Below are 21,327 nucleotides of genomic sequence, written 5' to 3'. Positions count from 1 at the left end.
CGCGTCCGCCCGGCGCTGCCGCCGGGCGCCGCTGCCGGGCGCTCCTGCCGAGCGCCCCGGCTGAAGCGCGCGCTCGGCCGCCTACCGCCGCACCCGCTCCCTCCGCACCCGCGTGAGCCACCGCGCCTCGCCGCGCTCGCCGTCCCGCGCGAGCAGCACCACCACGTCCTCCGAGAGCGGCCCGGTGAGGCGCCGCCGCGCTTCCTCGATGGAGCGCACCTCGACGCCGTTCACGGACAGGAGCCGATCGCCGGGCTCGATGCCGGCCTCCTCGGCCTCGCTGGCCGGGGGCACCGACACCACGGTCACGGTCTTTCGCTCCTCGCCGAGCGTCACCGCCAGGCTCCCCGCGCCCTTCGGGTCTTGCCGCGCGCCGTCTCCCGGCAGCGCGATCCTCACGCGCTCGGTCGTCCTGCCGGCCCGGACCTGCACCGGCTGCGACTCGGCGCGCCCGAGATCCGCGCTGTACGCCTCGATGACCGCCGAGCCCTCGGGCAGGCCGCCGAGCTGGAACCGCCCGTCGCGGTCGGTGGTCACGACGCCCGGCGGCAGCGGGCCGAGCGGCAGGTACGTCGGCACGCGGTCGCGCGCGACGCGGGCCCCCGCGACCGCATCGCCGCGCTGATCGACGACCTGGCCGGCGACCTCGCCCGCCTCGGACAGGTCGATGCGCCCGAGGTCCGTCGGGCGATCCCGATCGCCCGCGATCGTGACCCGCAGCGTCGCCGGCGCATACCCGTCGCGGCTCACCGTCACGCGGAACTGCCCCGGCGCGAGGTCGCCGAGCGTGAACGCGCCCTCCGCGTCGCTCGTGGCGCGGCGCGGTCCCGTCGGCGAGAACAGCGTGATCCGCGCGCCCTCGAGCCGCTCCCGCCCGCCGCGCCCGGTCACCGTGCCGGTCGCCTTGAGGGCGGCGCCCATCTCGAGCCGCAGCTCCTTCGGCGCGGCGTCGACCTGCTCGACGCGCGGGGACTTGCCGGAGCGCACGAGGCTGATCCGGAGCGGCAGGCCGGCGGCGTCGGGCAGCAGCGCGTCGCCGTCGTCGTCCGTGAAGAGCGTCTTGCGGAGCGGAACGGCGACGTCGAGCGAGAGGACGCGCACCTCCGCGCGATCGAGCGGGTAGCCGCGATCGTCGGTGACGTGGATGGCGACCGCCTCGCGCACCTTCGGGAGCACGACCTCGATCTCCTTGCGATCGCGCTCCGGGACCTCGACGACGAGCCGCGCCACGACGTCCCCCGGCGACTCGGCCCGGGAGACCGAGACGAGCACCTCGTCGGGGACCGCGGCGAAGGCGAACGTGCCGTCGTCCGCGGAGTACGTCACCCGCTCGAGCGAGCCGGCGGTCGCGGCCAGCTCGACGCGCGCGCCGGCGACCGGCTTGCGGTCCTCCTCGAGCACGCGGCCCTCGAGCAGGCCGCCCTGGCGCATCACCACGCGCACGTGCGCCTCGCCGCCCGGCTGCAGGGTCACGATCTCGCTGGGCGTCTCGACGTACTCGGGGTGCCGGACGATGGCGTGGACGCGCCCAGGGGTGACGGGCTCGGCGCGGAACGTGCCGTCGGCGCGCGTGACCCACGGCTCGCCCGACCGCACCGAGGCGGCCGGCAGGGCCGTGTCGCCGCGCGGCAGGTCGGGGATGGGGCCCGGCATGACCCCGAGCTCGCCCGCGGGGATCAGCGGCGCCGGGCCGGGCAGGGCGCGCTCGAACTGCTCGTCCCTGAACTCGGCCATCGCGGTGGTCTCGTCGATGGGCATCCCCTCGGCGTCGGCGCCGACGACCTCGATCGTCGCGCCCGGGACCGGGTAGCCGCGGTCGTCGACGACCTCGCCCACGAGCGCGCCGCCGCGGAGCAGGGGGATGCGCACCTCGACGGCGCCGGCGTCGACCTGCACGGCGTTCCTCGGCACGAAGCCGGCCGCCAGGGCCGAGGCGCTCGCGTACCCCGGCGCGATGGGCCCGAGCGTCACGGACCCGTCGTCGCCCGTGCGGCCGTGCAGCGGGAACGCCGACAGGCCCTGCTCGACGAGCACGACGTTCGCGCCCTTCACGGGCGGCGCGTCCTCGCCGTCGCCGTCGGTCACGAGGAGCCGCACGTGGCGGCCGGGCCCGAGGACGAGCTTCACCTCCTTGCCCTCGCCGCGCCGCACGGGCACGGCCAGCGCGGTCGCGCTCACGGCGGCGCCGCGCCGGGCCTTGAGGTCGTACACCCCGTCGCGGAGCCCGGCGATCCTCGCGGCGCCGGACGCGTCGGTGGTCGTGCTGCGCGCCGGCCACAGGCCGGTGCCGGCGGCGAGCACGGTCGCGCCTTCGGCCGGCTGCCCCTCCGCGTCCACCACGCGGACCGTGAGCGCGCCGAGCCGATCCATGCGGAGCCTGAGCGGCGCCGGTCCGGGCACGATGCCCGTCCGCACCGTGTCCTCGAAGCCGAGCGCCGACGCGCGCACGACGTAGGGCGCCGCCCCGAGCCGATCGAGCCGCGCGCGGCCGCCGCCTTCTGTCGTCGCCACGAAGGGGAGGGGATCGGCGGTCGCGACCGTCACCTCGGCGCCGTCGATCGGGCGCTCGGCGTCGTCGACGACCAGCACGTCCAGCACCTTCGCGGGCCGCAGCACGAGCTCGACGGCGCGGGGGCCTGGCTCCAGCGCGACGCGGGTCGAGGCGCGGGCCCGCTCCGCGCCGTACGCCATGATCCAGGCCTCCCCGGAGGGCAGCCCGGCGAACCGGGCCTCGCCCGCTGGATCGGTCGCCTGCTCGCCAGCGAAGTAAGCGCGGTCCTCGCGCATCGCGAAGACGCGCACGGTGGCGTCCTTCAGCGGGCGCCCCTGCTCATCGCGCACGGTGGCGGTGAGCTCTGCCGCGCGCCCTTCCACCCACGCGGGCACCGGCGGCGCCGGGATCGGCGCCCGCGGCAGGAACCGCGGCCCCAGATCGCGCAGCGTTGTCGCGGCGAGGAAGCAGATCAGCGCGGCGATCGCGGCCAGGACGGTATCCAGCCGCGACCGGCGCTCGGGCGGGTCCGCTTCCGCTGCGGGTTGCTTGTCCTGCTCGGCCACGGCCTGGATTTTTACTCCGGATCCGTGAAAACGCCGAACGTCCAGGCGTCGTTCCCGCGCAGTGGCCCGATCTCGCGACGTCGCGCCGATGTCCCGAGATCAGGCCTGGCGGCCGTGGTGCTGCTCGATCACGGCCTGGATCTCCTCCTCGGACAGGATGTGGTCCGTGGCCTTGGCCTTCGCCAGGATGGCGTCGACGAGCTCCTTCGAGGGCTCGATCTTCCGCTGCCGGAGCCAGTAGTTCACGTTGGAGGCCCCGGACATGTAGCCCACGCAGATCTCCTGCTTCCGCCCGAACATGCCGGCGGGGACGCCGGAGTAGACCCTGTCGGCCATCCAGGAGTCGCCCTTCGACTCGGCCTTGATGATGGCCGCCGCGTGCACGCCGGTCGCCGTGCGGAACGCGTCCCGTCCGACCAGGGGATAATTGATGGGCACCTCCCAGCCGACCGCCTGCGCGGCCGTCGTGCAGTACTCGAGGAGGTGGGTGAGGTCCTGGTGCTCGAGGAGGCCGAGGAGCTTCATGTTGAGCAGGATGAGCTCCATCGCGGCGTTGCCGACCCGCTCGCCGATCCCGAGCGCGGTGCCGTGCACCCGGTCCGCGCCGAACTGGAGCGCCCAGATCGCGTTCTCGAGCGCGAGGCCGCGATCGTTGTGGCCGTGCCAGTCGATGCCGACCGACGCCCCGGCCCCCGCGACGATGGCCCGCGTGAAGTTGATGAGGTTGCGGACCCCATCCGGCGTCGCGTGCCCGACGGTATCGCACAGGCACAGCCGGGACGCGCCGTGATCGATGGCGACCTTGAAGAGCGTCGCCAGCACCTCGGGGCGCGAACGCGTCGTGTCTTCCGTGACGTAGGCGACGGGGAGCCCGGCCTTCACGCCCGCGTCGATCGCCGCGGCGCTCCGCTGGGCGATGAGGTCGACGTCCCACGCCTCCGCGAGCTGGCGGATCGGGCTCGATCCGATGAAGGCGTAGATCTCCACGGGGATCCCTGCGCGCTGGGAGATCTCGATCATCGGCGTGATGTCCGAGACGACCGTGCGGCCTGCGCAGGCGACGCGGAGCGGCAGGTTGTTGTCTGCCACCTCCCTGCACATCCGGAGCACGTCCTCGAAGGCCCGCTGCGAGCTGCCGGGCAGGCCGACGTCGGCGATCTGGATGCCGATCTTGGCCATCAGGTGGAGCAGCTTGAGCTTGCTCTCGATGTTCGGGTCGGCGACCGAAGGGTTCTGCAGGCCGTCGCGCAGGGTCTCGTCGAAGAAGCCGATGTCCTTCGGAATGACCCTCCCGACGCGACCCACCTCGTTCCAGTCGTAGATGAGCTCGGCCGGGCGGATACCGGAGGCAGTGATCGCCATGCTCTATTATAGGAGCGCCGCGCTCGACGCCGAGCCTGAAACGAAGCGCTTCCGGGGCGCTCGACATGACGCAAGGCGCTGGTGAAGACGCGGACATAGATGCTGGCAACTCCACGTGGCAACTCCGCGTCGCGATGCTGCGTCGCAACGCCGCAACGAGCGCTCCGTCACATCGTCACCTCGCCACCTCGAGCGCCGCGTTGAGCACGAGGGCGCGGGGCAGGGTGCAGCCCAGCCATAAATAGCGCCGGGGCGAGGACAGAGCAGGCGGCCACGAGCGCGCTGCGCTGCGCGATGCGGCTCCCGGCGGCGCGGGCCGGCTCGGGTGTGCGGCGAGCGCTCGGTCGAACGTTCGGTTGAACGTTCGATTGCGCGCTGCGGTGTGCTGGCCCTGCGCGCCTGGCAAGCCTAAGCTTGCGGCCACGACGATGTGGCAATCCCTACCTGAGTTCGGGACCGGCGTCCTTTACGCCATTCTGGTCACCGCGGCGTACACCTTCGCCGTTGGGCTCGCGTCGGCGCGCGGGCGGCCGCGGCTGCTCCAGGCGGCCCGCCTCGGCGCGTACGGCACGATCGCGCTGGTCGGCCTCGCGGTGCTCGTGCTGGCGTACGCCTTCGTCAGCCACGATTTCCGCATCGCCTACGTCGCGCAGTACAGCGACCGGTCGATGAGCACGCCGTACCTCATCGCGGCGCTCTGGGGCGGGCAGGACGGCTCGCTGCTCTGGTGGATGTTCCTGACCGCGGTGTTCTCGGGGGCGTGCGTCGCCTGGCTGCAGCGCCGGTACCTGGAGCTCCAGCCCTACGTCATCGCGACGCTGATGAGCGTCCTGATCTTCTTCGCGGCGCTGATGATCTTCGCGGTGAACCCGTTCCGGACGAGCGTGGCGGGCGCCCCGCTCGACGGCAACGGGCTGAACTACCAGCTGCGCAACTTCTACATGATCATCCACCCGCCGAGCCTCTACATCGGCTTCACGAGCGCGGCGGTCCCGTTCGCGTTCGCGATCGCCGCGCTCGCAACGGGCCGGCTCGACAGCGAGTGGATCGTGGCGACGCGCAAGTGGATGCTCTTCTCCTGGCTGTTCCTCTCCATCGGCAACGTGCTCGGGATGCTGTGGGCGTACGAGGAGCTCGGCTGGGGCGGCCCGTGGGCGTGGGATCCGGTCGAGAACGCCGCGTTCCTCCCGTGGCTCACCGCGAGCGCCTACGTCCACTCGACGATGATCCAGGAGCGCCGCGGCATGCTGAAGGTGTGGAACGTCTCGCTCATCTGCGGGACGTTCTTCCTCACCATCTTCGGCACCTGGCTCACGCGGTCGGGCCTCATCGCGAGCGTCCACTCGTTCGCCCAGTCCGGCATCGGCATCTGGTTCGTCGGCTTCATGGCCGTGATCGTGGCGACGTGCACCGCGCTGATCGTCTACCGCCTGCCGCGGCTGCGCAGCGACGGGCAGTTCGAGTCGATGCTGTCGCGCGAGGCCGCGTTCCTCTTCAACAACTGGGGCCTCTTCAGCATCATGATCTTCATCGCGGTCGCGACGGTGTGGCCGCGCATCAGCGAGTGGCTGCTCGATCAGAAGTCGACGCTGGGGCCGACGTTCTACAACATGTGGCTGCCCCCGGTCGCGCTCGTGGTCTTCCTGCTCATGGGGGTCGCGCCGCTGCTCGGGTGGCGGAAGACGTCGCCGGAGCTCTTCCGGAAGAGCTTCCGCTGGCCTGTGCTGGTCACGGTCGTCACGGCGGCGCTCCACCTGGCGCTCGGGAAGCGGGTGGGCTTCGCCCCGTTCGTCGCCGTGGACCCGATCTACCCGGGCCAGCTCGGCGACGCGCTCGCGAAGCTCGCGTCGACCTACCCGTTCTTCACGGTGTCCATCGCCGCGTTCAACGTCTCCGTGGTCGTCCAGGAGTTCGCCCGCGGCATCGGGGCGCGCCAGAAGCGCGGGAGCGAGTCGCTCTTCGCCTCCTTCTACAACCTGATCGCCAGGTCGCGGCGCCGCTACGGCGGCTACATCGTGCACGTCGGCATCGCGGTGATGTTCCTCGGGTTCGCCGGCCGCGCGTGGGGTGTCGACAAGGAGATCAGCCTCCACCCGGGCGAGTCCGTGCAGCTCGAGGAGTACCGCCTCACCTACGCTGGCCCGCGCATGGAGGTCGACAGCGAGAAGCGGATGGTCTTCGCCGACCTCGACGTCGAGCGCCACGGCGCGCCGGTCGGCCGGATCAGCCCGGCGAAGTTCATCTACAAGGCGTCCCCGGAGGCGCCGTCGACCGAGGTCGCGCGGCACATCACCGTCAAGAACGACCTCTACGTGATCATCGGGATGGCGAACCCGCAGACGAAGGTCGCTTCGTTCCAGATCCACGTGAACAACCTGATCTCGTTCATGTGGTTCGGCGCGGGGATCCTCATCCTCGGGGCGCTCATCGCGATGTGGCCCGACATCTCGCTCGAGGAGGCCGGCGCGTTCGGCTATGTGCGGGCGGCGGGGTCCGTCACGGCGTCGGTCGTGTTCGCCTTCCTGCTCGCCGGCGGTCCGTCGCAGGCCTACGGGCACTCCATCCAGGAGGGGCTCGGGCGGCCTGTCCTGCTCGCGCCGGGCGCAGCGGACGGCGACGTCGGCGCCCCGGGCTCCGGCGCGTCGGTTGATCCCGGGCGGGCGCCCGCGATCGGTGCCATCCTCCCGACCGCTGCCCCGTCGAGGCAGCCGGCGTTCGAATGAGCCGCACGCGAAGACTCCTCCAAGGCATCACCCTCCTCGTCGCGGGCGCCCTCGCCCTCGTCGTCCTGCTGCGCTCGCCGGAGTTCGCCCACGGGCAGCAGCTCGGCGAGGGGATGCAGCGCACGGGCGTCGTAGGCATCGCGAACGACATCGAGCGCAAGCTCTTCTGGAGCCTGATCTGCACGTGCGGCTGCCCGCGCGAGACCCTCGGGACGTGTACGTGCGGCACCGCGCACGAGCGCCGCGACCAGCTCCGCGCGGCGCTCGCGTCGGGGCTGTCGATCGAGGCCATCCAGGCCGCCTACGCCGAGCGCTACGGGCCGGAGGCGCTGGCCGTGCCGCCGAACAAGGGGAGCCAGCGGCTGCTCTACCTCTTCCCGCTCGGCGCCATCGTGGTCGGCGCCGGCATCGTCATCGCGACGCTGCGCCGATGGAAGCGGCGCAGCGACGAGGCGGGCGCCGCCGGCGAGCAGCGATCCCCGAAGGGCGTTGTCCCCGGCGCGCGTGACGATTACGACGACAAGCTCGACGAGGAGCTCAAGAGCCTCGACCGCGAAGACCGCGAAGACCGCTGATGAGCGCCGAACAGTCCGCAAAAAGCGCCGCCTCGGCCACGGCCGACGAGACCGTGACCCGGGGCACTGACTCGCCGCTGGAGCGGCAGATCGTGCACTACGCCCGCTTCGGGCTGCCGCTCGTGGCGCTCGTCGGCGCCGGCGTCGCGGGGCTCGTCGCGGGGCCACCCGCGGCGATCCTCGTGCTCGCGGGCGGCGCGCTCGTCGCGGTCATCGCCATCCTCTGGGCGAGCCTCCGCGTGCTGGTGGGGGAGACGCCGCTGAGCGGGGCCGACGCGTACGCGATCGGCGCGCCGCGCACGGAGGAGGAGCAGAAGCAGGCCGTCCTGCGCGCGCTCAAGGACCTGGAGTTCGAGCGGAGCGTCGGGAAGATCAGCGACGAGGATTACGCCGAGCTCGTCACGAAGTACCGCGCGGAGGCCAAGCGGCTCCTGCGCCTGCTGGACGCCGACGCGCAGCCGCGGCGCGAGCAGGTCGCGGGGCTCGTCGCGAGGCACCTCCGGCGCGCTGGGCTCGAGGACGACGCGCCCGAGGCGGAGCCGGGCGAGGACGCCGGCGCGGGCGAGCCGGAAGGCGCCGCCGCGGAGGCCAGGCCGGGGAAGGGGAGGCGCGCCAAGGCCAAGCGGCTGGAGACGCCGGAGGGCAATCGGGAGCCGGCGGCGGACGGCGAGCGCGACGAGACCGCGGCGACGTCGGAGCGCGCGGCGACGCGGGCCGCGGCGTGCGGGGTCTGCGGCACGCTGAACGACGAAGACGCTGTGTTCTGCAAGAAGTGCGGGACGAAGTGCGCGCCCGGCGCGCCTCAGGACGACCAGGCTGCGACGGGCGACGCCGCGGCCAGCGTCGACGAGAACGACGGCAGGAGGGCTTCGTGATGCGCAGGACCGGAACCGCGCTGGCCGCGATCGCCGCGCTGAGCATGACCGCCGCGCAGGCGGTGCAGGCGCAGCCAGCCGCGTCGGCGCAGCCCGCAGCCGGCAAGGCCGCTCCAGCGCAGCCCGCAGCCGGCAAGGCCGCTCCGGCGCAGCCCGGGGCGGCGAAGCAGGATGCGAAGCCGTCGGCGGGAGCCGCGCCTGTCGGCACCGGCAGCCCTGCCGCGAGCGCGACGGCCGCGGCCGCGGGCGCGGCCGACGCCGGGAGCGCCCTTCCGCCGGGGCATCCCGAGGTGGGGGAGGGGCTCCCTTCCGGCCATCCGCCCGTGGGAAAGCCTCCCGCGGGAGACGCCGCGTCCCGGCGCGCATCAGAGCAGCTGACGGGCCTGTTCGATGCGCCCGACGACACCGTCCAGGAAGATACCGGGCTTCCCCCCGGCGTCCTCGTGCTCACCGTGCAGGACCCGGACGGGCGGCCCGTCCCTCGCACCTCCGTCGATATCGACGTCCTGCAGAGCTCGGTGGCGAGGGGCGACTCGCGCGAGCGCATGAGCCGAGAGACGGACGACGCGGGCACCCTCCGGCTCGAGAACCTCACGATCGGCAACGGCACGAGCTACGGCATCTCGGTCACGCGCGACGGCGCGACGTTCTCGCTCCCGCATTTCGGGCTGAACGCCGAGGCCGGAAAGCGGGCCGTGCTCCACGTCTACGACGCCACGCCGGACGTGAGTCGCCTGATGGTCGGGACGCAAGGCATCGTCTACCTCCAGCTGCGGCAGGACTCGATCTCGGTGGAGCAGCTGTTCCAGGTCTTCAACCTCGGCCGCGTCGCCTGGCTGCCCGACGAGACGTTCGCGCTCCCGCGCGACTACAAGGCCTTCAACAAGAGCGAGGGCATGGAAGAGGAGATGCGCTTCGAGGAGGTCAAGGGCACCGGCGTGGCGCTGCGCGGCACCGTGAGCCCTGGCCGTCACGAAGGGCAGTTCCGCTGGCAGGTCCCGCTCCAGGGCGAAGAGCGCCAGACGATCCGCATCGAGCTCCCCCCGCGCATCGCCCAGATGCGGGTGATGGCCGAGGCGTCGACGTCGATGACGCTGAACGTCGCCGGCTTCCCGGCGGCCCAGCGCACCCAGAACCGGGACGGGAAGAAGATCCTGATCACCGAGATGCAGGGCACCCGCACGGAGGGCGGGCTGAAGGTCATCGAGATCACGCTCGGCGGTCTGCCGACGCCGGGCGTGGGCCGGTGGATCGCGCTGCTGCTGGCCGGCGCAACCGTGATCGCCGGGGCCGCGCTGAACCTGGCCCGACGGCGCGAGCAGGATCGCGGGCCCGACGACGAGGAGCGGCGGGAGCTGATCGAGGCGCGGAACGCGCTGCTCGACGAGTTCGTCGCGCTCGAGCGCGCGCGGAAGCGGGGCGACGTCGGTCCCAAGACGTACGACCGTGTCCGTGCGGCGCTCCTCGACGCGCTCGCGCGCATCGTGGCCATGATCGAGGCCAGGCCGGCGCGCGCTGCGCGCAAGACGACGGCTGGCGCGCGCGAGGCTGCCGGCGCGCTCAAGGCGGACGCCGCGGGCTCCCCGCGCCCCTGAAGGGCGGGGGCGGCACCGGACGTCGGACCGATGCCGGGGTGGAAGGCCGGTCTCGCCGCGGGCGCAGCCCTCCTGCTCGGCGCCGTCGTCGTGCTCGCGCTCCGTGGCGCGGGGCCGCCCGCGCGCTGCGCGCCGGGGATGGTCGCGCTCGGCCCGCGATGCTGCGGTGAAGGCCAGCGCCTCGACGCCGGCCGCTGCGCTGGCGCGCCGACGCGCTGCAGCGCCGGCCTCACGGTGACCGCCGCTGGTTGTGTCGCGCAGAGCGCGATCGTCCGCATCGCCGCCGGGACGCTGCGCCTCGGGCCGAGCGACTGGGAAGCGCAGGGAATCGTCGACCCGCGCGCGGTGTTCGTCCCGGCGTTCTCGCTCGACGCGTTCGAGATCACCGAGCAGCGCTATGCGGCCTGCGTGGAGGCCGGCGCGTGCGCCCCGCTGCCGCTGCGCGGTGAGCCCGGCGTCCCTGTGACAGGCATCACCCTGGCGGAATCGGCTCGGTACTGCGCCTTTGCGGGCGGGGCGCTCCCCTCGCGTGATCAGCTCGCCTTCGCTGCGGCGGGCCCCTCGGGCCGCCGGTACCCGTGGGGAGACACCGGCGCGGTCTGCCGGCGCGCCGCCTTTGGCCTGCGCGCGGGCCCGTGCGGGTGGGGCGCGACGGGCCCCGAGCTCGCTGGTTCGCGCCCTGACGGCGCCGCCGTACACGCGGATGGGCGGGTGTTCGATCTGGCCGGCAATGTCGCCGAGTGGGCGGCCCCCGAGCCGCCCGAGGGCGAGTTCTCGGGAACTCACGGCGGATCATGGACGGATGGGGCCGCGGCGGCGCTTCGCACCTGGAATCGTCGGCTTGTCCCGGTATCCATCCGAGCGCCGGATCTTGGCTTCCGGTGTGTCTATCCACCGTAGCGCTCGCAGCGCGCCCAGCTCGCCGGCGCGCCCGTGGAGGGGGGCGGGGGGACGGGGTGGGATGGGGCAAGGCGGCAAGGCGACGATCGGGCAAGGCGAGGGTGGGGGAGGGGAGGGGGAAACAACCTCGCTTCCCGCGCGCAAAACCTTCCGGAAACGCGCTCCGTCGGCTCCGGATGGAGTTAGAGTCGTGAGTCCCAATGACTGTCGCGCTTCTCTCGATCGGGACCGAGCTCACCCGCGGCGAGATCATCAACACCAACGAGGCCTGGCTCGCTGCCGAGCTCACCGCAGCGGGCTTCACGGTCAGCGAGTCCAGCACCGTCGACGATGACGTCGATCGCATCGCCACGGCGATCCGCCAGCTCGCGAGCTCGCACCGGCTGGTGATCGCCACCGGCGGCCTCGGTCCCACGACCGACGACCTCACCGTGCGGGCCGCGGCGCGCGCGACGGGCGCCGACCTCGTGCGCGACGAGAGCACGCTGCTCGCCATTCGCCGGCGCGTCGAGGCCCGTGGCAAGGCGATGAACGCAGGCCACGAGAAGCAGGCCGAGGTCCCCGCCGGGTCGGAGATCCTTCCGAACTCCTCCGGCACCGCGCCCGGCTTCGGCGTCCACCTTGGCGAGTCGACCGTGTTCTTCCTCCCGGGCGTGCCGCGGGAGATGAAGAGCATGTTCGCCGAGCAGGTGCTGCCGCGCGTGCGGCCGGCTGCTCCGAACAACACCTTCCAGGTCCGCCTTCGCACCTACGGCCTGCCCGAGGCGACGCTGGGCCAGCTCCTGAAAGGCGTGGAGGAGGCTTATCCCGGCGTCACGCTCGGCTACCGCGTGCACTACCCGGAGGTCGACGTGAAGGTCCACGCCCGCGCCGGCACGCAGTCGATGGCGCACGAGCTGGCCTTGAAGGCGACGGCTGACGTCCGTGAGCGGCTCGGCACCGCCGTGTACGGGGAGGGGGGCGACGCCTTCCCGGAGATGGTCGGGCGCGCGGTGCGTGCCCGTGGCTGGCGGCTCGCCGTGTCGGAGTCGTGCACTGGCGGGCTGATCTCTCACCTGCTCACCAGCTACCCGGCGAGCGACTACCTCGTTGGCGCCGCGGTCACCTACGCGAACAGCGCCAAGACGCGGCTGCTCGGCGTCGCGGAGGACACCCTGCGCGGCCACGGCGCGGTGTCGGCCGAGGTCGCCGCCGAGATGGCGCAGGGCGCCCGCCGCCTCTGCGAGGTCGACGTCGCCATCTCCGTGACCGGCATCGCCGGTCCGACGGGCGGCACGGCGACAAAGCCGGTCGGCCTCTGCTACTGGGCTGTATCGCACCCCGGCGGCCTCGTCGTGCGCGATCGCGTGTTCTCCGGGGATCGCGAGGAGGTCCAGCTCGGCGCCGCCTACGCCGTCCTGGACCTCCTCCGCCGCATCGCCGGCAATCTTCCTGAGCGCTGACGCAGGCCGAGCGCTGACGCAGGCGCGGGCTGGCGAGCGTCAGTTTGGCGCTGCGCGCGTGAACGTGAGCCCTCCGCCCCCGCGGTCGATGCGCACCGCGTCTCCCTGCTTGAACTCGCCGCCGAGGATCCGCTTCGCGAGCTCGTCCTCGATGCTCCTCTGGATGGCGCGCTTCAGCGGCCTGGCGCCGTACTGCGGATCCCACCCCTGCTCGATGAGGTAGCCCTTCGCCTCCGACGAGATGGTGAACAGCAGGCCGCGTCGGTCCAGGCGCTTCCTCAGCAGATCGAGCTGAATATCGACGATCTGCTCCATCTGCTCGCGCGCCAGCCGCCGGAACACGATGAGATCGTCGAGGCGATTCAAGAACTCCGGGCGGAAGTGCTTCCGCACCTCCTCGACGACGGCCCTCCTCACGAGCTCGGCTTTCTCGTCCGCCGGCAGGTTCGCTCGCTCCTCGATCGCCGCGGCCGCAGGCGTCCCGAGGTTGGATGTCAGGATGATGATCGTGTTCTTGAAATCGACCGTGTGCCCCTGGCCGTCGGTCAGGCGTCCATCGTCGAGCACCTGGAGGAGCGTGTTCCAGATGTCCGGGTGGGCCTTCTCGATCTCATCGAACAGCACCACGCTGTACGGCCGCCGGCGCACCGGCTCCGTGAGCTGACCGCCCTCCTCGTAGCCGACGTACCCGGGCGGCGCGCCGATCAGGCGGGCCACCGCGTGGCGCTCCCCGTACTCGCTCATGTCGAGCCGCACCATGGCCCGCTCGTCGTCGAAGAGGATCTCGGCGAGCGCGCGCGCGAGCTCGGTCTTGCCGACGCCCGTCGGCCCGAGGAACAGGAACGATCCGATCGGCCGGCGCTCGTCGCCGAGCCCGGCCCTCGAGCGCCGGATGGCGTTCGAGACGGCGCGGAGCGCGTCCTCCTGTCCGACGACGCGCCGGCGCAGCTCTTCCTCGAGGCGCAGGAGCTTCTGCATCTCGCTCTCGAGCATCTTGGAGACGGGGATCCCGGTCCACTTCGAGACGACCGCGGCGATGTCCTCGTCGGTGACCTCCTCCTTCAGGTAGCTCTGCTTCGACTGCACCTGGGAGAGGGTGCCGCGGATCGACTCGAGCTTCTTCTCGATCTCCGGGATCTTGCCGTAATGGATCTCCGCGGCGCGCCCGAGGTCGCCCGCGCGCTTCAGGCGCTCCTCCTCGAGCCGGAGCTCCTCGATCTGCGGCTTGAGCTGGCGCAGCTCGGAGATGAGCTCCTTCTCGCGCATCCACTGCGCCCGCATCGCGTCGCGCTGCCCCTGGAGATCGGCGATCTCGCGCCGCACCTCGTCGAGGCGGGCCTTGCTCGCCTTGTCGCTCTCGCGCTTGAGCGCCTGTTCCTCCATCTGCAGCTTGAGCAGGTCGCGCTCGACCTGATCGATCGGCGTGGGCAGGCTGTCGATCTCCATGCGGATCTTCGACGCTGCCTCGTCGACGAGATCGATCGCCTTGTCGGGCAGGAAGCGCTCGGTGATGTACCGATTCGACAGGACGGCGGCCCCGACCAGCGCCGCGTCTTGGATGCGGATCCCGTGGTGGACTTCGTACTTCTCCTTGAGGCCTCGCAGGATGGCGATCGTGTCCTCGACGCTGGGCTGCGAGACGAGCACTTGCTGGAACCGCCGCTCCAGCGCCGCGTCCTTCTCGATGCGCTTCCTGTACTCGTCGAGGGTGGTCGCGCCGATACACCGGAGCTCGCCGCGCGCGAGCGCGGGCTTCAGCATGTTGGCCGCGTCCATGGCGCCCTCGGCCGCGCCGGCGCCCACGAGCGTGTGGAGCTCGTCGATGAACAGGATGATGCGCCCGTTCGAGCCCTCGATCTCCTTGAGCACGGCCTTGAGCCGGTCCTCGAACTCCCCGCGGAACTTCGAGCCCGCGACCATGGCGGCGAGATCGAGCGCCGCGATGGTCTTGTCCTTGAGCGACTCGGGCACATCGCCCGCGACGATGCGCTGCGCGATGCCCTCGACGATCGCTGTCTTGCCGACGCCGGGCTCGCCGATCAGCACCGGATTGTTCTTTGTGCGTCGCGAGAGCACCTGGATGACGCGCCGGATCTCCTCGTCTCGGCCGATCACCGGATCGATCTTGCCCTGTCGAGCGAGCTTCGTGAGATCGCGCGTGTACTTCTCGAGCGCCTGGAACTTCCCTTCCGGGTCCCGGTCCGTCACGCGCTGATTGCCGCGCACGGCCGCGAGCGACGAGAGGAGCTTGTCGTACGAGAGCCCTGCTCGTTCGAAGATCGATTGGATCTCCTTGTCGGCCTTGGTCCCGGCCAAGAGGATGTGCTCTGTCGAGATGTACTCGTCCTTGAGCGCCTTCGCCTCGTCTTCGGCCTTTTGCAGGACCGCGAGCGTGCGCCTCGACAGGTTCGGCTCGGCGCCGCCGCTCACGCGAGGATAGGTGTCGATCTTCGCGTCGAGCAGGCGCAGCAGGGCTGTCGGATCGGCGCCTGCCTTCTGCACCAGGGGTGCGCCGACGCCGCCGTCCTGGCTGACGATCGCCCGCACAAGGTGCTCGGGATAGAGCTCGGGGTTTCCCCGACGGCTGCCGAAATCGACAGCCTCTCGTATGGCCTCTTGGGCCTTCGTCGTCATTCGCTCGATTCTCATGGCCCCTCGAAGCTAAGGCGGGTGCCCCGCCTAGCAAGGGGACGGTCAGGCAAGCAGCTTGCCAAACACGCCGAAGGGCCTCCGAAGAGATACCGAGCGAACCTAGCCGGAGAGCGATGCAGCGGCGGCGCCGTGTCAACCCCCGACCGTGCGCCTCGAGCGCGGGGCCCGGCGTCCCGCACCCCTGGGGCGCGGGGCGATGCACCGCGCTGCCGGGCGCAGGAGCCGCGCCGGGCGCGCAGGAGCCGCGCCCGGCGGAGGGCTCAGATATCGAGGTTCTTCACGTTGAGGGCGTTCTGCTCGATGAAGTTGCGCCGCGGCTCGACCTGATCCCCCATCAGGATCGTGAAGAGCTCGTCCGTCTTCACCGCGTCGTCGATGCGGACCTGGAGGAGAGTCCGCGCGTCCGGGTTCATCGTGGTTTCCCAGAGCTCGTCGGCGTTCATCTCGCCAAGGCCCTTGTAGCGGCTGATCGAGATGCCCTTCTTGCCGCGCTCTTCGATGTACTCGACGAGCGCCTCTCCGTTCTCGATGGCCTCCTCGGCGCTCGAGGTGCGCGCCCGGTACGGGGGCGCGCCGATGGACCGGAGGTCCTGCTCGATCGACCAGGCTTCCTGGTACTCCGGCGAGTTCACCAGATCCCAGTCGATGACGCTCCTCCGAGCGCTCGCGCCCGGGCGCGGCACGACCTCGATCCGGCTCGTCCCGTGCTCCGTGTCCCGGGGCGTCGCCAGCGTGAGCGGGAACAGGTCCGGATAGCGCTGCTTCAGGTAGGCTCGGAGCTCGTCGGCCGCCGCGGCGACCTTCTTTGTCTCGCGCAGGTCGTCGCGCCCGAGCCCGCTCGACCGCAGCACCGCCGCCACGATCCGCGCGTCACAGCGCTTGTCGATGTTGGAGAGCACGGCGCGGAACCGCTTCAGCCGCTGCGCCAGCCGGTAGAGCGGCTGCCCCGAGATGCCCGCCGGGGCCCCGCTGGCGGAGATCTCCAGCCCGTCCACGGCGTTGCCCACGAGGAACTCGTCCAGGGCCGCCTGGTCCTTGAGGTACAGGTCGCGCTTGCCCTTGCGCACGCGGTAGAGCGGCGGCTGCGCGATGAACAGGTACCCCTTCTCCATGATCTCCGGCATCTGCCGGAAGAAGAAGGTCAGAAGCAACGTCCGGATGTGCGAGCCGTCGACGTCGGCGTCCGTCATCAGGATGATCTTCTGGTAGCGGAGCTTGTCGATCTCGAAGCCGCCGGCGTCGTTGATCCCGCACCCGAGGGCGGTGATCAGCGTGCCGACCTCGGCGGAGCTCAGCATCCGATCGAGCCGTGCCCGCTCGACGTTCAGGATCTTCCCCTTCAGCGGAAGGATCGCCTGGAAGTGCCGGTCGCGCCCCATCTTGGCGCTGCCGCCGGCGCTCTCGCCCTCGACGATGTAGATCTCGCTCTTCTCCGGGTCCTTGGACTGGCAGTCGGCGAGCTTGCCCGAGAGCGACGTCACGTCGAGCGAGCCCTTGCGGATCACCTCGCGCGCCTTGCGGGCCGCCTCGCGCGCCTTCGCCGCGACGACCGCCTTCTCGATGATCTTCTTCGCGCTCTGCGGGTTCTCTTCGAAGTACTGCCCGAGCTTGTCGCTGACGGCGGCCTCGACGATGCCCTTGACCTCGCTCGACACGAGCTTGGATTTCGTCTGCGAGTCGAACGACGGGTCCGGGTGCTTGATGCTGAGCACGCACGTCAGGCCCTCGCGCGCGTCCTCGCCCTGCAGGCCCTGCTTCAGCTCCTTGAAGAGGTTGTGCGCGCTCCCGTAGTTGTTGATCGTCTTCGTGAGCGCGGCGCGGAGCCCGGTGAGGTGGGTGCCGCCATCCTTGTTGTGGACGTTGTTCGTGTAACAGAAGATGGCTTCCGTATAGGAGCCGTTCCACTGCAGCGCGACCTCCACGCCGACGGGCGGCGCCGCGGAGCTCCCGCGGCCGTTTGCGCCGTCGCCTGGGGCGCCGACCTCGTGCTGCGAGACGAAGCTGATCACGTCATCGTGAATCGGCTCCTTGGTCTTGTTGAGGAGCGACACGAACTCCGAAATGCCCCCCTTGTACTCGTAGATTTCCGCCCTCCCGTCGGGGCGCTGGTCGTGGAGGTGGATGATGAGCCCGGCGTTCAGGAACGCGAGCTCGCGCAGGCGGCTCGCGAGGATGTCGAAGCTGAACTCGACCGTGCTGAAGACGATCGGATCGGGCTTGAAGGTGAGCTTCGTCCCCGTCTTGTCCGTGACGCCGATCCCCTTCAGCGGCGCCTTCGGCACGCCCCGGGCGTACTCCTGGAACCAGAGCTTTCCTTCACGCTTGATCTCGAGCTTCAGCCACTCGGAAACGGCGTTCACGGCGCTCACGCCGACGCCGTGCAACCCCGCAGAGACCTTGTAGCTGGAGTTGTCGAACTTGCCGCCGGCGTGCAGGACGGTCATGACGACCTCTGCCGCGCTCACGCCCTTCGCGTGCATACCGACCGGGATGCCGCGGCCGTTGTCCTCGATCGACACCGAGCCATCGAAGTGGACGGTGACCCTGATCTCCGTGCACGCGCCGGCGAGGTGCTCGTCGACAGCGTTGTCGACGGCTTCCCAGACGAGGTGGTGCAGCCCCGATCCGTCGTGTACATCGCCGATGTACATGCCGGGGCGCTTTCGCACCGCTTCTAGGCCTTCGAGCGCCGTGATGCTGTGGGCGTCATACGACGCCTTGGTGAGGTCGGTCGGCTGGCTCAGGGTGGGTTCCGTCATCTCGGTCCTGGTGGCGCGCCCGCCGCCTCTCACCGGGGGCGCAGAGCGGCGGAGGCCGCTCGGATTGCCGGAGTTCTTGCAGTGGAGGGGCCGGCTCGATGGCAGCTCGTCAGGTGAGACCCGGGCGCCGCGGCCGCGGCGCCGGATCGATTCCAGGGCCACGAGCGTTCATGCGCGGACCGCTCGTCGATGCCCCGTAAAGACTGCGGAAATGTAGCCGAAATCAGGGGCTCGGGCAAGCGTTTCGCCGGGTCCGGAAGCCTCGTAACACCGTATTTTCGGTGGCCGTCGCGGGCGCGTCCTGAGCATCCCAACTCGTGCGCTGCGGGGCCGGGATCAACGCGTTTGGCGGCGGTCGCAGCGCGCTAGTTCGGCGCGCGTCGCTCGGCGCGCGTCGCTCGGCTCGGCGCGCCGGCGCGCGCCCGCGACGAACGTCAGCCGACCGCGCCGCCTTCGACGTGGAAATCGCGCCGCTCCGAGGAAGGTACGCCCGGCGTGACGATGAGATCGCGCCGCGTGGTCGTCAGGAATACCTGTCCGCGCGCCATTCCGAGGAACATGAACAGCGCCGCGGTCCGGTCGGGATCGAGCTCGCTCGACACGTCGTCGAGCAACAGGATCGGTTCTATGCCCCGGACGGAAGCAATGGCGGCGGTCTCGGCGGCCTTGAGCGCGAGCGTGAGGGCTCTGTGTTGCCCCTGGGAGGCGACCACGCGGGCCGGGTGGCCGTCGAGCTCGAGCAGCAGGTCGTCTCGGTGGGGGCCGAAGCCGGAGCTCGGCCGGTGCGCGTCGCGGCGGCGGTGCTCGCGCAGCGCCGCGCGCGCCTGCTCGGCGTCGCCACTGCCGCCTGGCGCATACCGCGCGGCCAGCGCCAGGTCGGGCGCGGCGATGCGGGCGAAGGCGTGGGTGAGCTCCGGGGCCAGCGCCTGGACGGCGGCCTCTCGGGCGCGCGTCAGCGCCGCGCCGTGGAGCGCACAGAGCTCCTCGAAGGCGTCGAGCTCGGCGCCCGCCTGGCCTGGTGCGCCCCCGCCGCGGTGGAGCAGCTCGTGGCGCCCGCGGAGCGCCTGCGCATAGCGGGCCCGGTGGTCGGCGCTCCGCGGGTCCATGAAGAGCGCCAGGCGATCGAGCAACGTGCGCCGCGCGCTCGAGGGCCCGGTCGACAGCGCGAGCTCCTCCGCGTGGAAGGCGACGACCGGCGATCGCGTCGCGAAGCTCGCCAGGCTCGGGGGCCGGTTGCCGTCGATCCGCACGACGCACCGCTTCTGCTCCACGGCGGCCGTCTGCTCGCGTGCGAGCGGCTGGAGCGCGTCCCGGCGCTCGACGAAGCGGGCGCGCGCGCTCGCGACGGAGGCGCCGTGGCGGACCAGCTCGGCCAGCCGGTGGGTGCGAAAGCTCCTCGATGTCGCGGCGAAGTAGATCGCCTCGAGCAGGCTCGTCTTCCCTTGCCCGTTGTTGCCGGCGATCACGTTGATGCGCGGCGCGGGCTCGACATCCACGCGGCCGAGGTTCCGGAACTCGCGGATGTGGAGCCGCTCGAGGAGGAGGCTCGGGGAGCGCCCCGGGAGCTCGTCGGAGGGCGCGCTCAAATCCGCATCGGCATGATGACGGCGACGTAGCTCTGCTGGTTCGACTCGCTGCCGGGCCGGATCACGGCGGGGTCGAGCTCGCCGGAGATGCCGAGGATGACCTCCTCGTCGTCGATCGACGCGAGCACGTCGAGGAAGTACTTCGCGTTGAAGCCGATGGTGACCTCGGGCCCGCTGTAGTCGACGGCGATCTCGTCGAAGCCCGCGCCGGTGTCCGGGCTCTCGCTGGTGATCCGGAGCGTCCCCGGCGCGATCGACAGCTTGACGCCGCCGGTGCGGTCGTTGGCGGCGAGCGCGATGGCGCGGAGGGCCTCGGCGAACGCGACGCGGGGGGCGCGGACCGAGCGCTCGGTGACGGACGGGATGACCTGCTGGTAGGGCGGGAACTGCGCGTCGACGAGCTTCACCGAGAACTGCATCCCGGCGATGTTGAAGAAGGCGTTGGGCCCGCTCTGCGTGATGGCGACCATCGGGGTCTCCTTCTCGGCGCGCGCCTCTTCGGCGAGGCGGCGGAGCTCCGTGATCGCCTTGAGCGGGATGAGCATGGTGGCCGTGGCGGAGCTGCCGGAGACGGTCGCCTCCATCTTGGAGAGGCGATGGCCGTCGGTGGTCACCATCCTGACGCGATCGCCGGCCCACTCGAACAGGGCGCTGTTGACGTGGGCGCGCGTCTCGTCGGTGGAGATCGAGAAGTGCGTCCGGGTGATCAGGAGCGCGAGCTGCTCGACGGGGAGCTCCAGCGAGGGCGCGTCGACGGCCGGCGCGGGCAGCTGCGGAAACTCCGATCCGGGGAGCCCGGGGAGCGTGTAGCGCCGCGGCGATCCGACGGCCTTGAGCGACGTGTGTGCGCCCTCGGTGGTGGTGATCTGGATCGGGCCATCGGGCATGGCCTTCACGCGCTCCAGAAGGTCCCTGGCGGGGACCGCGACGGTGCCGCCGGTCTTGATGTCCGCGTGGGTCTGGCCGGTGACGCCGAGGTACAGGTCGGTCGCGGCGACGCGGACCGCGTTGCCCTCGGCGGCGAGCAGGACGTTGGCGAGCGCGGGCATGGCGCTCTTCTTGTCCGCCACGCCTTGGCAGCGCGCGACGAGGCGAAGCAGATCTTTCTTGGGGATCACAAGGTCCATAGCCGACTCCGGAGCAGCTCCCTTTAGCAGGGTTATCACCCGGGCGTGGGCCGGAAATGATCGCTCCCGTGACCTTGCGGAACGCCTCTCTCTTCCATGAAATAGATAGGTAAATACGACGTCGTCGTCGTAGGCGCTGTGGAGGGCGGGGATAACTCGGAATGCGCAACGAATCCAATGAGTTAGAAGCGGACGCCCTGGGGTAAATGGACCGTCCTCAGGGGTAGGTGGACAGGGGAGAGCTGGCGGGGGGCGTGTCTCCCCCGATTTGCCCCCAGGGTTGCCGACGGGGTTATCCCCAAGGTTCCCCCAGGGGAGTGTGCGGGGTGACGTGGAACCGAGCGCAGCTTGTGAGCTCGGCCCGACGCGCTGTGCAGTTTCGAGCGACACCCGGATGGAGTATTTCAAATTGTACGGACTTGAGCTCGGTGCGGTGCATCCACTGCGGTAGCCACCACGATCTCGCGGTGGTCGTGTGTCCGTCGACCGGCCTGGTCATTGCGCCGAGCGAGGCTCCATTTTCCCGCGCGGGCCCTCGATCTGGCGTGCCGCCGCCTCAACCGCTCCCTCGCCCAGCAGCACGTCCTTCGTCGAGACCGGCGCCACCTCTTCCGAGGGGGCCGTCGGCCGTGGCACCGAGCTCACCGGCGCGCGGTGCTCCGGTATCGCCTCCG

At 71.2% G+C, this 21,327-nt stretch carries 12 protein-coding genes; 6 read left to right on the top strand and 6 right to left on the bottom strand.

Annotated features, from left to right (window positions below; genetic code table 11):
- Positions 1-81 precede the first annotated feature (81 nt).
- On the bottom strand, positions 82-3,057 hold the full coding sequence (locus tag WME90_RS42575; protein ID WP_437277821.1) for a carboxypeptidase regulatory-like domain-containing protein: 2,976 nt from the start codon (positions 3,055-3,057) through the stop codon (positions 82-84).
- Between the two features lie 99 nt (positions 3,058-3,156).
- Entirely contained in the window at positions 3,157-4,419 is a 1,263-nt protein-coding gene (locus WME90_RS42570) for a LeuA family protein (protein WP_437277820.1), read from the bottom strand.
- Positions 4,420-4,847: 428 nt separating this feature from the next.
- Between WME90_RS42570 and WME90_RS42565 the strand changes: the two genes are divergently transcribed.
- The 6 genes from WME90_RS42565 to WME90_RS42540 all read left to right on the top strand — a co-directional run bounded on the left by WME90_RS42565 (position 4,848) and on the right by WME90_RS42540 (position 12,529).
- On the top strand, positions 4,848-7,142 hold the full coding sequence (locus WME90_RS42565; RefSeq protein WP_437277819.1) for a heme lyase CcmF/NrfE family subunit: 2,295 nt from the start codon (positions 4,848-4,850) through the stop codon (positions 7,140-7,142).
- Positions 7,139-7,717 carry a cytochrome c-type biogenesis protein gene (locus WME90_RS42560; RefSeq protein WP_437277818.1) on the top strand — a complete coding sequence of 193 codons (579 nt, stop codon included), beginning with the start codon at positions 7,139-7,141 and terminating at the stop codon, positions 7,715-7,717. Before WME90_RS42565 ends, WME90_RS42560 begins: the two co-directional genes overlap by 4 nt.
- Positions 7,717-8,592: a hypothetical protein gene (locus tag WME90_RS42555; protein WP_437277817.1), complete on the top strand. Its 876-nt coding sequence runs from the start codon at positions 7,717-7,719 to the stop codon at positions 8,590-8,592. The genes WME90_RS42560 and WME90_RS42555 overlap by 1 nt, the downstream gene beginning before the upstream one ends.
- On the top strand, positions 8,592-10,187 hold the full coding sequence (locus tag WME90_RS42550; RefSeq protein ID WP_437277816.1) for a carboxypeptidase-like regulatory domain-containing protein: 1,596 nt from the start codon (positions 8,592-8,594) through the stop codon (positions 10,185-10,187). The genes WME90_RS42555 and WME90_RS42550 overlap by 1 nt, the downstream gene beginning before the upstream one ends.
- A 30-nt stretch (positions 10,188-10,217) precedes the next feature.
- A complete protein-coding gene (locus WME90_RS42545) occupies positions 10,218-11,087 on the top strand; it encodes a formylglycine-generating enzyme family protein (protein ID WP_437277815.1) in 870 nt (289 codons plus the stop codon).
- Between the two features lie 200 nt (positions 11,088-11,287).
- The gene (locus WME90_RS42540; RefSeq protein ID WP_437277814.1) at positions 11,288-12,529 is read left to right on the top strand and encodes a CinA family nicotinamide mononucleotide deamidase-related protein; all 1,242 of its coding nucleotides are present in this window, start codon (positions 11,288-11,290) and stop codon (positions 12,527-12,529) included.
- Between the two features lie 39 nt (positions 12,530-12,568).
- Here the strand turns inward: WME90_RS42540 and clpB are convergent, their stop codons facing one another.
- The 4 genes from clpB to dnaN all read right to left on the bottom strand — a co-directional run bounded on the left by clpB (position 12,569) and on the right by dnaN (position 20,653).
- Positions 12,569-15,178, bottom strand: a complete 2,610-nt coding sequence (gene clpB, locus WME90_RS42535) for an ATP-dependent chaperone ClpB (protein ID WP_437277813.1) — start codon at positions 15,176-15,178, stop codon at positions 12,569-12,571.
- Between the two features lie 263 nt (positions 15,179-15,441).
- Positions 15,442-17,940 (bottom strand): DNA topoisomerase (ATP-hydrolyzing) subunit B, encoded by a 2,499-nt coding sequence (gene gyrB / locus WME90_RS42530; protein WP_437277812.1) that lies wholly within the window; start codon positions 17,938-17,940, stop codon positions 15,442-15,444.
- A gap of 434 nt (positions 17,941-18,374) precedes the next feature.
- Positions 18,375-19,526, bottom strand: a complete 1,152-nt coding sequence (recF, locus tag WME90_RS42525; protein ID WP_437277811.1) for a DNA replication/repair protein RecF — start codon at positions 19,524-19,526, stop codon at positions 18,375-18,377.
- Positions 19,523-20,653, bottom strand: a complete 1,131-nt coding sequence (gene dnaN, locus WME90_RS42520) for a DNA polymerase III subunit beta (RefSeq protein WP_437277810.1) — start codon at positions 20,651-20,653, stop codon at positions 19,523-19,525. The genes recF and dnaN overlap by 4 nt, the downstream gene beginning before the upstream one ends.
- Between the last annotated feature and the right edge of the window lie 674 nt (positions 20,654-21,327).

Source organism: Sorangium sp. So ce375, assembly GCF_051473855.1.
Taxonomy (GTDB): Bacteria; Myxococcota_A; Polyangia; order Polyangiales; family Polyangiaceae; genus Sorangium.
This window is presented reverse-complemented; position numbering and strand designations above follow the sequence as displayed.